This is a genomic window from Nocardioides sp. Z38_18 (genome assembly GCF_058215695.1).
In genome coordinates, this window is the sequence record NZ_JBZAJE010000001.1 from 1,380,224 (window position 1) to 1,393,725 (window position 13,502).

At 70.7% G+C, this 13,502-nt stretch carries 14 protein-coding genes; 8 read left to right on the forward strand and 6 right to left on the reverse strand.

Annotated elements, in window-relative coordinates:
• Nucleotides 1–99 precede the first annotated feature (99 nt).
• The 4 genes from AC4BGC_RS06535 to AC4BGC_RS06550 all read left to right on the forward strand — a co-directional run bounded on the left by AC4BGC_RS06535 (nt 100) and on the right by AC4BGC_RS06550 (nt 3,836).
• On the forward strand, nt 100–831 hold the full coding sequence (locus AC4BGC_RS06535; protein WP_490554882.1) for a hypothetical protein: 732 nt from the start codon (nt 100–102) through the stop codon (nt 829–831).
• A gap of 7 nt (nt 832–838) precedes the next feature.
• The gene (locus AC4BGC_RS06540; protein ID WP_490554883.1) at nt 839–1,207 is read left to right on the forward strand and encodes a hypothetical protein; all 369 of its coding nucleotides are present in this window, start codon (nt 839–841) and stop codon (nt 1,205–1,207) included.
• Between the two features lie 113 nt (nt 1,208–1,320).
• A complete protein-coding gene (locus AC4BGC_RS06545; protein WP_490554884.1) occupies nt 1,321–2,223 on the forward strand; it encodes an ABC transporter ATP-binding protein in 903 nt (300 codons plus the stop codon).
• Nucleotides 2,220–3,836 carry an ABC transporter permease gene (locus AC4BGC_RS06550; RefSeq protein WP_490554885.1) on the forward strand — a complete coding sequence of 539 codons (1,617 nt, stop codon included), beginning with the start codon at nt 2,220–2,222 and terminating at the stop codon, nt 3,834–3,836. Before AC4BGC_RS06545 ends, AC4BGC_RS06550 begins: the two co-directional genes overlap by 4 nt.
• A gap of 33 nt (nt 3,837–3,869) precedes the next feature.
• On the opposite strand, the gene AC4BGC_RS06555 is transcribed toward AC4BGC_RS06550, so the two are convergent.
• Nucleotides 3,870–4,529, reverse strand: coding sequence for a TetR/AcrR family transcriptional regulator (locus AC4BGC_RS06555; RefSeq protein ID WP_490554886.1), 660 nt, complete (start codon nt 4,527–4,529; stop codon nt 3,870–3,872).
• A gap of 227 nt (nt 4,530–4,756) precedes the next feature.
• Between AC4BGC_RS06555 and AC4BGC_RS06560 the strand changes: the two genes are divergently transcribed.
• The 4 genes from AC4BGC_RS06560 (at nt 4,757) to AC4BGC_RS06575 (ending at nt 7,543) form a co-directional block, all read left to right on the forward strand.
• The gene (locus tag AC4BGC_RS06560) at nt 4,757–5,689 is read left to right on the forward strand and encodes an LLM class flavin-dependent oxidoreductase (protein ID WP_490554887.1); all 933 of its coding nucleotides are present in this window, start codon (nt 4,757–4,759) and stop codon (nt 5,687–5,689) included.
• Nucleotides 5,690–5,730: 41 nt separating this feature from the next.
• A complete protein-coding gene (locus AC4BGC_RS06565; protein WP_490554888.1) occupies nt 5,731–6,624 on the forward strand; it encodes an SMP-30/gluconolactonase/LRE family protein in 894 nt (297 codons plus the stop codon).
• A 69-nt stretch (nt 6,625–6,693) separates the two neighbouring features.
• A complete protein-coding gene (locus AC4BGC_RS06570) occupies nt 6,694–7,272 on the forward strand; it encodes a GNAT family N-acetyltransferase (RefSeq protein ID WP_490555721.1) in 579 nt (192 codons plus the stop codon).
• A gap of 67 nt (nt 7,273–7,339) precedes the next feature.
• The gene (locus AC4BGC_RS06575) at nt 7,340–7,543 is read left to right on the forward strand and encodes a hypothetical protein (RefSeq protein ID WP_490544847.1); all 204 of its coding nucleotides are present in this window, start codon (nt 7,340–7,342) and stop codon (nt 7,541–7,543) included.
• Nucleotides 7,544–7,570: 27 nt separating this feature from the next.
• Here AC4BGC_RS06575 and AC4BGC_RS06580 read toward each other — a convergent pair whose 3' ends face one another.
• The 5 genes from AC4BGC_RS06580 to AC4BGC_RS06600 form a co-directional block, all read right to left on the reverse strand.
• Nucleotides 7,571–8,191: a TetR/AcrR family transcriptional regulator gene (locus AC4BGC_RS06580; protein ID WP_490554889.1), complete on the reverse strand. Its 621-nt coding sequence runs from the start codon at nt 8,189–8,191 to the stop codon at nt 7,571–7,573.
• 18 nt (nt 8,192–8,209) lie between these two features.
• Nucleotides 8,210–8,899: an ABC transporter ATP-binding protein gene (locus AC4BGC_RS06585; RefSeq protein ID WP_490554890.1), complete on the reverse strand. Its 690-nt coding sequence runs from the start codon at nt 8,897–8,899 to the stop codon at nt 8,210–8,212.
• Nucleotides 8,896–10,035 carry an ABC transporter permease gene (locus AC4BGC_RS06590; RefSeq protein WP_490554891.1) on the reverse strand — a complete coding sequence of 380 codons (1,140 nt, stop codon included), beginning with the start codon at nt 10,033–10,035 and terminating at the stop codon, nt 8,896–8,898. The genes AC4BGC_RS06585 and AC4BGC_RS06590 overlap by 4 nt, the downstream gene beginning before the upstream one ends.
• A gap of 182 nt (nt 10,036–10,217) precedes the next feature.
• Nucleotides 10,218–10,895, reverse strand: coding sequence for a response regulator (locus AC4BGC_RS06595; RefSeq protein WP_490544840.1), 678 nt, complete (start codon nt 10,893–10,895; stop codon nt 10,218–10,220).
• Nucleotides 10,895–13,471 (reverse strand): sensor histidine kinase, encoded by a 2,577-nt coding sequence (locus AC4BGC_RS06600; RefSeq protein WP_490554892.1) that lies wholly within the window; start codon nt 13,469–13,471, stop codon nt 10,895–10,897. The genes AC4BGC_RS06595 and AC4BGC_RS06600 overlap by 1 nt, the downstream gene beginning before the upstream one ends.
• Between the last annotated feature and the right edge of the window lie 31 nt (nt 13,472–13,502).

Below are 13,502 nucleotides of genomic sequence, written 5' to 3' on the forward strand. Positions count from 1 at the left end.
CCGCCAAGAAGTACCTTTCACACCAAATGGGCATAGCTCCGATACGCCCCGATTGCTCCTAAGGTGACCCCGTCAACTTCGACTACCTGAGGGAGATCCATGCGCAAGACCCGTACCCCTTCCGTCTCGGCCCGAGCCACGGTGGCCGGCATCGCCTCGTTCGCGTTGCTCGGCCTGACCGGCTGCGGGGAGGAGGAGAAGCAAGCGGACACCACCCCGCCGGCGTCCTCCTCGAGCGAGGAGACGGCACCGACGGAAGAGCCCACGCCGACCGAGGACGCGGCCCCGGCAGCAGGCGGTGACCAGCCGGAGTGGGCCAACCCGGTCACCACGCCCGGTGAGGAGATCGCCTCCATCAAGGCCGGCGACGTGACCGTGAAGGTCTACCAGGTGGGCACCGCGAAGGCGACGAAGACCGGCCAGTTCGTGGACCCCAAGAACAACAAGCCGATCATCGCCGAGGGTGACGAGATTGTCTTCGTCAACTACGTGGCCACCAACAACGGCGAGGCCATCGACCTCGGCTCCAGCGGTGTCGCGGTCGAGGCGCGTTACGACGACTGGCCCTACATGCAGGGCATGGACTCCATCGTGGACAAGGCGCTCTTCGAGCAGCAGAAGGTCAACGACAGCGCGTTCGCGCCGGGCTCCTACAAGGACCCGTCGGTCTACACCTTCGGCAAGGGCCAGTCGATCTCGTGGGGGCAGAACTTCCGCTACCAGAAGGACTCGGCGATCGAGTTCAAGGTGAGGATGACGCCGGTGGACGCCAAGGGCGACCTGCTGCACGACGGCCGGGTCGAGGCGGAGGGCACGGCCAAGATCAAGTGACCCCTGCATGAACCGCAGGCACACGGAGCAGCCGGTGGAGACTCGTGGCCAGCTGCTGGCCGAGCAGGACCGTCAGGTCACGGAGCTCAGTCGGCAGCTGGTGGCCGTACGTCGGCTGCTGCCGGGTGGTCTGCTCGTCGTACCGCCCTTCTTCGTCGGGCTCCTGGCCGCGGACGCCGTCGAGCGCGGTGACGGGGCGGCCACCGGTTGGCTGGTGGCGCTGGCGGTCTCGGTGGTGCTGGCGCTGCCCGAGGTGCTCCGCGACTGGGAGCTGCGCCGGTTGGTGGAGGTGCGGGACTGGCGACTGGTCCCCGCCCCAGGACCCGCCGAGACGTCGCATCTGAAACTCCTGAGGCCGCCGAGACGTCGCATCTGAAAAGTCTGCTCTTTCAGACGCGACGTCTCGGCGGGGTTTCGGGTTTCAGATGTGACGGGTCGGCGGGGTTTTTGGGGGGTACGGCGGGACGCCTCCGGTGGCATCATGACGGCGTGCCGCCCATCGAGCTCCGCGGGGTCGTGAAGACCTTCGGTTCTGTGCGGGCGCTCGACGGCCTCGACCTGAGCGTGGAGCAGGGCGAGGTGCACGGCTTCCTGGGTCCGAACGGCGCGGGGAAGTCGACCGCGATCCGGGTGCTCCTCGGCCTGCTGAGGGTCGACGCCGGCAGCGCCTCGCTGCTGGGCGGGGACCCGTGGCGCGAGGCCGCGCAGCTGCACCGGCGGATCGCCTACGTCCCCGGCGACGTGGCCCTGTGGCCGAACCTCACCGGTGGCGAGGTGATCGACCTGCTGGGGCGGATGCGCGGAGGGCTCGACGAAGCACGCCGTGCCGAGATGCTCGAGCGCTTCGAGCTCGATCCGCACAAGCGAGCCCGCACCTACTCCAAGGGCAACCGCCAGAAGGTCGCCCTGGTGGCCGCGCTCGCCAGCCGTGCGGAGCTGTACCTGTTCGACGAGCCGACCTCGGGACTCGACCCGCTGATGGAGGCCGAGTTCCAGCAGGCCGTCCTGGAGCTGAAGGACGCCGGTGCCACGGTGCTGCTGAGCTCGCACATCCTGGCCGAGGCGGAGGCCCTGGCGGACCGGGTCAGCATCATCAGGGCCGGCCGGGTGGTGCAGAGCGGGTCGTTGACCGACCTGCGTCACCTGACCCGCACCACGGTCGTGGCCGAGACAGTCGCGCCCGGAGCTGGTCTCCGCCAGGTCGAGGGGGTGCACGACGTCCGGGAGGTCGATGGCCGGGTCTCCTTCGAAGTCGACTCCGAGCACCTCGACTCCGTGCTCGGGGCGCTGGTCGCGCTCGGCGTACGGTCCCTGACCGCGCATCCACCGACGCTGGAGGAGCTGTTCCTGCGCCAGTACGGCGAAGAGGCCCCAGAAGGAACCCGGATGTGAGCAGGGTGAGCACGCCCGTGGTCGGCACGGCACACCTGGCGCGGCTGATCATGCGCCGGGACCGGGTGGTCCTCTCCCTGTGGTTGGTCGGGCTCGGGGGGACGATCGCGGCCAGCGCGCTGGCGGTGCCCTCGATCTACGACACTCCGGAGAAGGTCGCCGGGTACGCCCGCGTGGTCGGCAGCAGCCCGGTGATCTATCTGATGTCCGGGCGCCAGTCCGGCGTCGACACCCTGGGCGGGATCGTGGCCAACGAGCTCTCCCAGGTCGCGCAGCTGGGCACCTGCCTGATGGTGATGTTCCTGGTGGTCCGGCACACGCGCGCCGAGGAGGAGACCGGGCGGGCCGAGCTGCTGCGCTCCACCGTGCTCGGCCGCCATGCCGCGACCCTGGCCGCGTTGCTGTACGCGGTGCTGGCCAGCGTGGCGATCGGGCTGGTCACGACGGGCTCCATGCTGGTCGCCGGGACGGGCGCGACGGGTGCGGTGACGTACGGCGCCGGCCTGAGCCTTCTCGGACTCTGCTACGCGGCCGTCACCCTCGTCGCCGCCCAGCTCTCGGCCTCGGCGCGGGGCGCGCTCGGTCTCGCCGGCGCGGCCATCGCTCTGGGGTACCTGGTCCGAGGCCTGGGAGCGATGCAGGACAACGCGCTCGTCTGGGCATCGCCCTTCGGCTGGGCGCAGGCGATGGACGCATTCGGTGACGAGCGCTGGTGGCCCGCCCTGCTGCTCCTGGCGGCGATGCTCCTCCTGCTCGGGGTGGCCGCGTGGGTGGCTGCCCATCGGGACTTCGCCGGCGGTGTGCTGCACCCGCGCCCGGGCCGCGCCCGGTCCTCACCGCTGCTCGGCACGCCCATCGGTCTTGCGCTGCGCTTGCAGCGGGGGCTCCTGGTCGGCTGGACGATCGGGCTGACGGCCCTGGGCCTGCTCTACGGCTCGGTCATCCCCAGCGTCCCCGACATGGTCGCCTCGAACCCCGACATCGCGCAGGTCGTCGGTGCCCACGACCAGCTTGCCGACGCGGAGCAGACACTGATCGAGGCGTTCCTTCGCTACATCATGGTGTTCATGGCCGTGGTCTCGACCGGGTTCGCCGTGACCTCGGTACTGCGCCTGCGGGGCGAGGAGGAATCGGGCCGGGCCGAGGTGCTGCTGGCGACCAGGGTCACCCGGTTCTCCTGGGCCGGAGCCACCGTGGTGGTGGCCGCCGTTGGTTCCTCGTTGCTCTCGGTGGGGATGGGCCTGGGGCTGGCGGTGGGCTACGGACTGGGCATGGGGGAGTGGGGCCAGGCGCTTGCCCAGGTGGGCTGGCAGGTGAGCTACCTGCCCGGTGTGCTGCTCGTCGCCGCGGCGGGCGTGGCGCTGCACGGTCTCGCGCCACGGTGGTCCCAGCTGGCCTGGGCGGTCGTCGCCTTCGTGGCCGTGCAGGTCATCCTCGGTGAGACCCTGAGGCTGCCGTCCTGGGTCGACGACCTCTCTCCGTTCGCGCACCTGCCCGGCCTGCCGGTCGACGCCTTCACGCCGGTGCCTGCGCTGGTCGAGCTCGGCCTGGCGGCGGCCCTGGTCCTGCTCGGGCTCGGCGCCCTTCGCCGCCGCGACATCGGTACGGCGTAGGCAGCCACCATCTTCGCGACGGGCGGCCACCGATCAGTTGACCAGCTTGACCGCGAGCATCGCGTTGAACGCGCCCAGCTGGGCGGGTGTTTCGGGACCGTCGCTGCGGTACCACCGGACCAGGTCGATGCCCAGGGACAGCAGGGCGCGCGCGGTCCGGTTGACGTCGACGGCTGCGAACGTCCCGTCCTCGACGCCCCGTCGGACCGCCGTACGGAACACCGTGTTGGTCCGGTGCCGCAGCTCCAGGATCTCGTCGTAGTGCTCGACCGTGAGGGCTGCGAGGTCGTACTGGCACACCCGGGCGACCACGTGGTGACGGGCATGCCACTCGGTGTAGCCGGACACGATCGCCTCCAGCCCGCCGGTGGCGTCGGCGATGCCCGTGATCTCGGGCGTGGAGATGTGTTCGAGCACTCTCTCGTGCCCGGTCCGGATCACCTCGAAGAGGACCTGTTCCTTGGATGCGAAGTGCACGTAGAGGGCTGCGGGGCTCAGCCCGAGCATCGTGGAGATGTCTCGGGTGGTGGTGCCGTGGAAGCCGTTCGTGGCGAAGCAGCGCACGGCCGAGGTGAGCAGTCCGCGGGGGACGTCGCCCAGCTGTGGGTCCCACAGCTGGGAGGACTCATCGTCGAGGTCCGGGAGCAGGCGCACCTGCTCGGCGGTCAGTCGTGCCTGCCTGGGTTTGGCCACGAGGGGGTCACTTCCGGTCGGGGGGAGCGCAGGGTTGTGGACCGCTCTTGGTGACGCATGACACACTGCGGGCCTGCGGGTGACTATGCGCTTAGTTGACAACGCTACGCCAAGACCTCGGGTCCTCGCAGGCAACGTCCACAAGCCGCCCACTGAAGAGGAGCGACCTGAAGATGAAGGTGTCGTGCGCGTTTCCGACAGCCCTGGACTCACCCGCGCGGATGGCGGTGGCCGAACAGCTCGGCTATGAACGTGCCTGGGTCTATGACACTCCGCAGCAGAGCCCCGACGTCTGGATGACCCTGGCCCTGGCCGCGGAGCGGACCGAGCGGATCGAGATCGGGCCGGGGGTGCTGGTGCCGAGTCTGCGGCACCCGATGGTCAACGCCGCCGCCACGGCGACACTGTGCGCCCTCGCGCCCGGCCGGGTCGTGGTGGCCTTCGGGACCGGGTTCACCGGACGCCGTGCCATGGGCTACGGGGCCGTCACGTGGGCGTTCATGGAGTCCTACATCACCGCCTACCGCGGCCTGCTGCGCGGCGAGGTCATCGAGTGGGAGGGCGCACGGATGCGGATGCTGCACCCCGACGGGCATGCCCCGCAGCGACCGGTCGAGGTCCCGATGATCATCAGTGCGCTCGGCCCCAAGGGCAACAAGGTCACCGCCGCCCTCGCGGACGGGCTGTACTCCACGCTGCAGCTGCCCGAGTTCGCGAGCGACTACGACTGGTCGGCCTACCTGGCCTGGGGCACGGTGCTCGAGGACGATGAGAGCAACGACTCCGAGCACGCCCGGGAGGCCGGCGGTCCGGGGTGGGCGCTGTCGCTGCACGGCGCCTACGAGTTCGGTGGTCCCGAGGCGGTGCGTGAGCTCCCCGGTGGCGAGGCGTGGCTCGAGGTCGTCGAACGGATGCCGGCGGGGGAGCAGCACCTGGCCGTGCACGCCCAGCACTGCGTCGGCCTCAACGAGGCGGACCAGGCCGCCTGGGACGCCGGCGGGCACGTGACGCTGCGCGACGTGACGCTCAGCGGCAACCGCGCCGAGGTGCGCGACAAGCTCCAGGAGCTCAGCGCCAAGGGCGTCACCGAGATCGTCTTCCAGCCGTGCGGGTCCGAGGTCGAGCGCGAGCTCGAGCGGTTCCTCGAAGTCGCCCGCTGACAAGTGAGTACCGACCCATCCCATCCAGCAACGGAGTATCCATGAGCCTTGAGACCCGCACCCTGATCGAGAACCTGTCCTACCTGGAGTGCCCCCGCTGGCACGACGGCCGGATCTGGTTCTCCGACTTCTACACCTACGCGGTGTACTCCGCGGCCGCCGACGGCACTGACCTGCGGGTCGAGCTCGAGGTGCCCCAACAGCCCTCGGGCCTGGCCTGGCTGCCCGACGGCCGGATGCTCGTCGTCTCCATGCGCGACGCCCGGATCATGCGTGTCGAGACCGACGGGTCGCTGAGCGTCCACGCCGACCTCTCCGGTCACGTGGGCGGACACCCGAACGACATGGTGGTCGACTCGAGCGGTCGCGCGTACGTCGGTGAGTTCGGGTTCGACCTGATGGGCGGTGCCGCGCTGGAGCCGGCCCGGCTGCTGCGCGTCGACCCAGACGGGACCGTCACCGTCGCCGCCGAGGACATGCTGTTCCCCAATGGCAGCGTGATCACCGATGACGGCGTACTCCTCGTGTGCGAGACGTTCGGCAACAGGGTCACGGCCTTCGACATCGCCGAGGACGGCACCCTCGAGAACCGGCGCGTGTGGGCGGAGTTCGGCCCGGTTCCCACCGAGCGCGAGCTCGAGAAGCTGCTCGCACAGGTGGTCGTCGCGCCGGACGGCTGCGGGCTCGACGCCGAGGGTGCGCTGTGGGTCGCCGATGCGGTGGGCGGACAGGCGATCCGGGTCGTCGAGGGCGGCAGCATCAAGCAGAGCGTCCAGCCGGGCAGCGGGGTGTTCGCGTGCATGCTCGGTGGCGAGGACGGTCGCACGCTGTTCCTGTGCTCCGCGCCGGACTTCCACGAGGAGGCCCGCAAGAGCGAGCGTGAGGGCCGGTTGCTGGCCGTCGAGGTGGACGTGGCCCACGCAGGGCGCCCCTGAGGGGGGACGACTCGCCCGCGGCTGCGGCCGCGGGCGAGTCGTCGGCGGCCATCCCCGGTGGCGGCCATGATGGGGTCCGTGAGTGACCCGCTGAGCACGATCACCTGGCCGGTGCGGACCGAGCGGCTGGCGATCCGGCCTGCGAGCGCCGCCGACCTGGAGGACACCTGGGCCTTCCGCCGCCTCGATGACGTGAGCCGCTGGGTCACCCAGTCGCCCGGCACCCTGGCGGAGCACCTCGCCCACAACGGCGAGGAGTCCAGGCTGGCCCGGACCCTGGTGATCGAGCTCGACGGGGTGGTGATCGGCGAGCTGATGCTCCGGGTGGAGGACGGCTGGGCGCAGACGGAGGTCGCTGACCGGGCCCGGGCGGTCCAGGCCGAGCTCGGCTGGATCCTGCACCCCGACCACGCCGGGCACGGGTACGCCACCGAGGCAGTCCGCGCACTCGTCGAGGTGTGCTTCGAGGACCTCTGGCTGCGCCGGGTGACGGCGAACTGCTTCGCGGACAACGACGCCTCGTGGCGCCTGATGGAGCGCCTCGGCATGCGGCGCGAGGCGCACACCGTCCGCGACTCGCTCCACCGCAGCGGGGAGTGGCTCGACGGTCTCAGCTATGCGCTCCTGGCCGAGGAGTGGGAGGGCTAGCGGAAACCGCCACCGACTCCCAACGCCACCCTTGACGTACAGCACCCCGTCAGCACATGCTGACGAGATGAGGACTTCACTGGGCACCGACGACGGGGACGGGGTGACGGGGGAGCTGGCGGCGGTCCGGGAGCGGCGCCGCGAGCTGGCCCGCCGCGAGGAGGTCGCCGTACGCCGGGCCCGGCACTCGGGCCTGAGCTGGGCTGAGATCGGCACCCTGCTCGGGGTGACCAAGCAGACCATCCACCGCAAGTACCGCAAGGTCGGCTGAGGGCCGGACCGGACCCGACCTACCGGCTCACGTCGCGGGGCCGGAGGGAGCAGCCCCCGAGACGTACCCCCCGAGCAGGCGTCGCAGTCGGGCAAGCGCCAGGTCGGCACGGTTCGCCGGGGCTGCGCACGCCGGGTTGGTGGGCCCCTCGGTGCGCGACGCCTGCACGATCATGGAGTCGATCAGGCCGGCGACCGCGTCGACCTCCGGTTCCCCGAAGGCGGTGAGCGCCTCACGCAGAGGCTGTTGCAGCTCGGCATGGAACTGCTCCATCGGTCCCTGCAGGACTTGCGGGTCGACGACCCGGATCAGCGCCTGGGCCACGGCCTGCTCGGAGCTGGCGAACAGGTTGACGTTCGCCTCGATGTAGGCCCAGATCATCTCGCCCGGGGACGCGGCGGCGGCGACGTGCTCCCGGACCTGGCGGGTCCACTCGGGGAAGACGTCGGCGACCACCGCGCGCAGGAGGTCGTCGGTCGAGGTGAAGTACTGGTAGACGCTGCTCCGCGCCAGCCCGGCAGCCCGGCCCACGGCCGCGACCGAGGGTGCGCTGCCCGTCTCGGCGAGCAGCGCGCGCGCTGCGTCGAGAAGCGCACGGTGCTGCCGGGCACGGTGCTCGGCGACCGTGGGGGCATCGATCCGCGGCATCGGCGCAACCTCCTACCTTCACGGGGTCTGCATCAGGTCCCCGAGCAGCTCCAGCCTTCCGTCGACCATTTCATACACCCGGTCGCAGTGATGGAGAACTTCGTGGTCGTGCGTGACCATCACCGTGGCGACCTCGTGACCGTGGGTCTCGCGGGCGAGCAGCCCGACGATCTCCTGGCTCCGTCGCCGGTCGAGTGCCGCAGTGGGCTCGTCGACGAGCAGCAGCTCGGGCGCGGTGACGAGCGCCCGGGCGATACCGACCCGCTGCCGCTCCCCACCGGAGAGCTCGTGCGGGCGGCGCTTGGCCTTGTGGTCCATCCCGACCTCGGTGAGCAACTCCATCGGGTCGCGGTGGTTCTCCCGCCGGGCGAAGGTCAGCGGCAGGCGCACCTGGTCGAGGGCAGTCAGTGCCGGCACCAGGTTGCTGCTCTGGAAGACGAAGCCGATCCGCTCGCGGCGTACGGTGTCGCGCTCCCGGGGAGAGGCGGCGACGAGGTCGATGTCGCCGAGGCGAACCGCCCCGGAGGTCGGTGTCGTCAACGCGCCGGCCACGGCCAGCAGGCTGGACTTGCCCGACCCCGAGGGACCGACGATGGCCACGAGCTCGCCTCGCTCGACGCGCAGGCTGACGGTGTCGAGGGCCTTCACGGTCTCCTCGCCGTCCCCGTGCGTCAGGGTGACATCGGACAGTTCGAGTGCGGTGTTCATCGGCCTCCTCCCAGAGCAGTCAGTGGATCGACACGGGTGACACGCTGGACGGCCACGGCGGCGCCGCTGACCCCCAGGACCAGCAGCAGCATGGCGGCGCCCGCGATGGGTCCTGCCTCGAGCGCGAACGGCATCTCGGTGGCGTCGATGAGCACGCCCAGTCCGACGCCGACGCCGATTCCGATGCCCGCAGAGGCGACCAGCAGCACGATGGACTGCATCAGGCTGTCGCCCAGCAGGTAGCGCTTGCTGGCGCCGAGGGCGCGGAGCACTGCGATCTCGCCGCGGCGCTGGATGGTCAGGACGGTGAAGAACGCGCCGACCACGAGTGCGGAGATGACGTAGAGGAAGCCCTGGATGAGCTGCAGGGTCGAGGTCTCGGCCGAGTAGCCCGGCGAGGCCCCGAACGAGTCCTCGAGGGTCATCGACGTGGTGCCCGCGGCCTTGTCGCCGGCGGCGAGGTCGACCTTGTCACCGTCCTTGCCCTTGACCGCGACAGCGGTGAACTCCTCGTACACCCGCGGCGGCACGGCGTCACCCTGGCGGACGCCGGCCTTCGCCTCCTGCCAGCTGTGCATGGAGAGGTAGCCGATGTCGACGTGACCGAAGGTGTGCTGGTCGCCCAGGACGCCGACCACCTTCAGCTCCATGCCGCTCGGCTCGAGGATGACGGTGTCGCCGATGTCGATGCCTTCCTCGGCTGCGGTGCTGGAGACCACGATCTCCCCGTCCCCGGCGAGGTTCTTGCCCTCCTCGACGTCCGGGTCGATGAAGGATCCGAGCTCGACGCCGAACAGGGCGAGGTCGATCTCCACCCCGTTGTCGGTGCGGCCGTTGACGAGCGTGTTCCCGAACGGGGCCGCGTCGGCCACGTCGGGGCGCTCCGACCAGGCCTTCACGGCGTCGGGTCCCACGACGCTGCGTGAGTACGCCGAGCTCTTCTCGACGTCCTTCTGGAACGACACGGAGTCGACCGGCATCCGCTGGAGGCCGGAGACACCGTCATTGACCAGGCCCACGGACAGGCCGCTGAGCAGCACCATCAGGACCGCGATCAAGGCCACGACCGAGCCCATCAGGGCGAATCGGCCGCGGGCGAAGCTGAGCTCTCGGATGGCTAGGAAGGAGGACTTCATCGTTGTCCTGACGACATCGGAATCATGGTTTCAAAGATACCGACACCGCGTCGGCATGCAAGCCGATCGGGTGTGAGTCGCATCCCAGGTCGCGCCCGGGCGCAGCGGGCCAGGTGGCATCTGGCCGTGTTCTCCGGTGGGCCCCAGGACATCGAGTCAGGGCATCGAGTCAGGGCATGAAGTCAGGGCATGAAGCGGTAGCCCATGCCGGGTTCGGTCAGGAGGTGCCGGGGGCGGGTCGGATCGGGTTCCAGCTTCTTGCGCAGCTGTGCGAGGTACTGGCGAAGGTAGTGGGTCTCCTCGAGGTAGGTCGGTCCCCAGACGTCCTGCAGCAGCTGGCGTTGGCTGACGAGCTTGCCCGGGTTGCGCACCAGGATGGCGAGCAGGTCCCACTCCGTCCTGGTGAGGTGCACGAGCTCGCCATCGGCCCCCCGGACCCACTTCTCGGCGAGGCTCACCGTGTGCGTACCGATCTCGACGGGCTCGTCGTCGGTCGTCTCGGGCCGGAGCCGCCGGCTGACGGCCCTGATGCGGGCGAGGAGCTCCTCGACGCTGAAGGGCTTGGTGACGTAGTCGTCGGCACCCGTGTTGAGGGCGACGATCTTGTCGCTGCTCCCGGCCCGCCCCGAGAGCACGATGACCGGCACGTCGGTCCAGGTCCGCAGCGACCGGATGACGTCGACGCCGTCGAGGTCGGGCAGGCCGAGGTCGAGGATCACGAGGTCGGGCCGCTGGTTCCTGGCGGCCTCGAGCGCGGTGGCCCCGTCGGCCGCGGCGACGACGTCGAACTGGCGGGCCTGCAGGTTGATGCGCAGCGCCCTGAGGATCTGGGGTTCGTCATCGACGACCAGGACGCGCATCAGGTGGTCGCCTCCTCGCGCCGCTCGGGAGCCGGCTCGCGGCGCGGCGCGGCCGGAAGGGCGAGGTCCATGGTCAGGCCCCCGCCCGGGGTCTCGTCGGCGTCGAGGGCGCCGGCCATGGCCTCGGCGAGTCCTCGCGAGAGGGCGAGGCCGAGGCCGATACCAGGGGGGCCGTGCCGGTCACCGGAACGCTGGAAGGGCAGGAAGACCCGCTCCCGCTCACCCGTGGGAAGTCCCGGCCCGCGATCGATGACCCGAATGTGCACCCGGCCTCCGTGGGCACTGGCGGTGACCGTCGGCGACGTGCCGGCAGGGGAGAACTTCAGTGCGTTGGAGAGCAGGTTGGCGAGGATCCGCTGGACCAGGGCCGGGTCGGCCATCACCTCGGGCAGGTCCTGGGCCAGCTGGATCGAGACAGCGTCCGCGGCGCTGCCCAGTTCGTCGACGGCCAGCGGGACGACCTCGGCGACGCTGGTCGGCTCCGGGTGCACGCCGAGGGCACCGGCCTGGAGCCGGCTCATGTCGAGCAGGTTCTCGACAAGGTGGGTGAGGAGGTCCAGGGACTCGTCGGCGGTGGCCAGCAGCTCCTGGCGGTCGGTCTCGTCGAAGACCACGTCGGGGGTGCGCAGCCCCTGGACCGCTGCCTTCGCGGAGGCCAGGGGGGCACGCAGGTCGTGACTGACGGCGCGCAGCAGCGCGGTCCGCAGCCTGTCGGCCTCCGCGATCGGGACAGCCGCGGCCGCCTGTTCGGCGAGGCGCTGTTGGCGCAGCGCCAACGCGGCCTGGGAAGCGAACGCCTCGACCACGCGCTGGTCCGTGGCGTCCAGCGTGCGACCGACGAGAACCAGGGTGAGGTGGTCGTCGACGGGCACCTCGGTGTCGCCGTCGCCGGGGGTCGCGCAGGGGCGCGTGCCGACGCTCTCGGCCACGGTCCACAGGCGCGGGTTGCGGCGCTCGGTCGGCGTCTCCGGCAGGTCCGGGTCTCGCTCCAGGAGGGTGACCGATTCGAGCGCGAAGGACTCCTTGAGCTGCTCCAGGAGCGCAGGCAGGGGCCGGGAACCGCGCAGGACGCTGCCGGCGACCGCCGCCAGCGCGGTGGCCTCCCGACGTGCCCGCGCGGCCTGCTGGGTACGACGGGCCGCGAGGTCGACGATGAAGCTGACGGTGACGGCGACGAGCACGAAGACGACCAGGGCGAGGACGTTCTCCGACGCGGCGATCGTCCACGTGCCCACCGGTGGCGTGAAGAAGTAGTTGAGGAGCAGCGAACCGGCCACGGCTGCGGTCAGGGCGGCCCAGAGGCGCCCGACGAGTGAGATCGCGACGACGGCGACGAGGAAGAGCAGGATCAGGCTGGAGAACGCGAGGTCGTTCTTGAACGGGGTCATCGCGATCGTCAGGGCCGGCATCAGGATCGCCGTCAGGCCGAGTCCCCACCGCAGGCGCCGGGGCGACCCGTCGCGGCTCCTCGTCAGACCGCGCCCGAACACCGGCCGCCGGGTCTCCTCGTGGGTGACGAGGTGGACGTCGATGGTCCCGGACTCGGAGACCGTCGCCACGCCGATGCCGCGGGAGAACAGCTGGGTGAAGCGACCGTGCCGGCTGGCACCGAGGACGAGCTGGGTGGCGTTGACGCCACGGGCGAAGGACAGCAGCGACCCGGGGACGTCGTCACCGACGACCTGGTGGAACGAGCCCCCCATGCTCTCGACCAGGGTGCGCTGGCGAGCGAGGTGGACCGGGTCGGCGCCGGTGAGGCCCTCGGTCTGCATCACGTGCACGGCGAGCAGGTCCGCGCCGCGCGCCCGGTCGGCGATCCGGCCGGCGCGCCGTACGAGCGTGTCGCCCTCGGGGCCACCGGTCACTGCGACGACGACGCGTTCGCGGGTCTCCCAGGTGCCCTCGATGTGGTGGTCGCGTCGGTACCGGTCGAGCTGCTCGTCGACCTTGTCGGCCAGCCACAGCAGCGCCAGCTCCCGCAGGGCGGTGAGGTTGCCGACGCGGAAGTAGTTGCCCAGCGCGGCGTCGACCTTGTCCGGTCGGTAGACGTTGCCGTGTGCCATCCGTCGCCGCAGTGCCTCGGGGGTCATGTCGACCAGCTCGATCTGCTCCGCGCCGCGGACCACCGCATCGGGGATCTTCTCCCGCTGGACGATGCCCGTGATCTGCTCGACGACGTCGTTGAGGGATTCCAGGTGCTGGATGTTCACGGTGGTGATGACGTCGATCCCGGCGTCGAGCAGCTCCTCGATGTCCTGCCACCGCTTCTCGTGGCGGCAGCCCGGGACGTTGGTGTGGGCCATCTCGTCGACGAGCGCCACTGCCGGGCGCCGGGCGAGCACGGCGTCGAGATCCATCTCGCCGAACAGGGTGCCGCGATGGGTCAGGTGGCGTTGGGGGACCGTCTCCAGGCCCTGGCCCATCTCGAGCGTCAACGGTCGGTCGTGGGGCTCGACGTAGCCGATGACGACGTCGGTGCCGCGTGCCTTGCGCCGGTGTCCCTCCGCGAGCATGCGGTAGGTCTTGCCCACGCCCGGGGCGGCGCCGAGGTAGACGCGCAGCCTGCCGCGACTCATCGTGCCCACCTCCTCTCCACCATCGTCACGA

What these genes read in the sequence shown, in the direction of transcription:
- AC4BGC_RS06600 (WP_490554892.1), bottom strand. Translation starts at nt 13,471, where the DNA reads ATGAGTCGCGGCAGGCTGCGCGTCTACCTCGGCGCCGCCCCGGGCGTG.
- AC4BGC_RS06585 (WP_490554890.1), bottom strand. Translation starts at nt 8,899, where the DNA reads ATGAACACCGCACTCGAACTGTCCGATGTCACCCTGACGCACGGGGAC.
- AC4BGC_RS06570 (WP_490555721.1), top strand. Translation starts at nt 6,694, where the DNA reads ATGGGGTCCGTGAGTGACCCGCTGAGCACGATCACCTGGCCGGTGCGG.
- AC4BGC_RS06590 (WP_490554891.1), bottom strand. Translation starts at nt 10,035, where the DNA reads ATGAAGTCCTCCTTCCTAGCCATCCGAGAGCTCAGCTTCGCCCGCGGC.
- AC4BGC_RS06535 (WP_490554882.1), top strand. Translation starts at nt 100, where the DNA reads ATGCGCAAGACCCGTACCCCTTCCGTCTCGGCCCGAGCCACGGTGGCC.
- AC4BGC_RS06595 (WP_490544840.1), bottom strand. Translation starts at nt 10,895, where the DNA reads ATGCGCGTCCTGGTCGTCGATGACGAACCCCAGATCCTCAGGGCGCTG.
- AC4BGC_RS06580 (WP_490554889.1), bottom strand. Translation starts at nt 8,191, where the DNA reads ATGCCGCGGATCGATGCCCCCACGGTCGCCGAGCACCGTGCCCGGCAG.
- AC4BGC_RS06565 (WP_490554888.1), top strand. Translation starts at nt 5,731, where the DNA reads ATGAGCCTTGAGACCCGCACCCTGATCGAGAACCTGTCCTACCTGGAG.
- AC4BGC_RS06540 (WP_490554883.1), top strand. Translation starts at nt 839, where the DNA reads ATGAACCGCAGGCACACGGAGCAGCCGGTGGAGACTCGTGGCCAGCTG.
- AC4BGC_RS06575 (WP_490544847.1), top strand. Translation starts at nt 7,340, where the DNA reads ATGAGGACTTCACTGGGCACCGACGACGGGGACGGGGTGACGGGGGAG.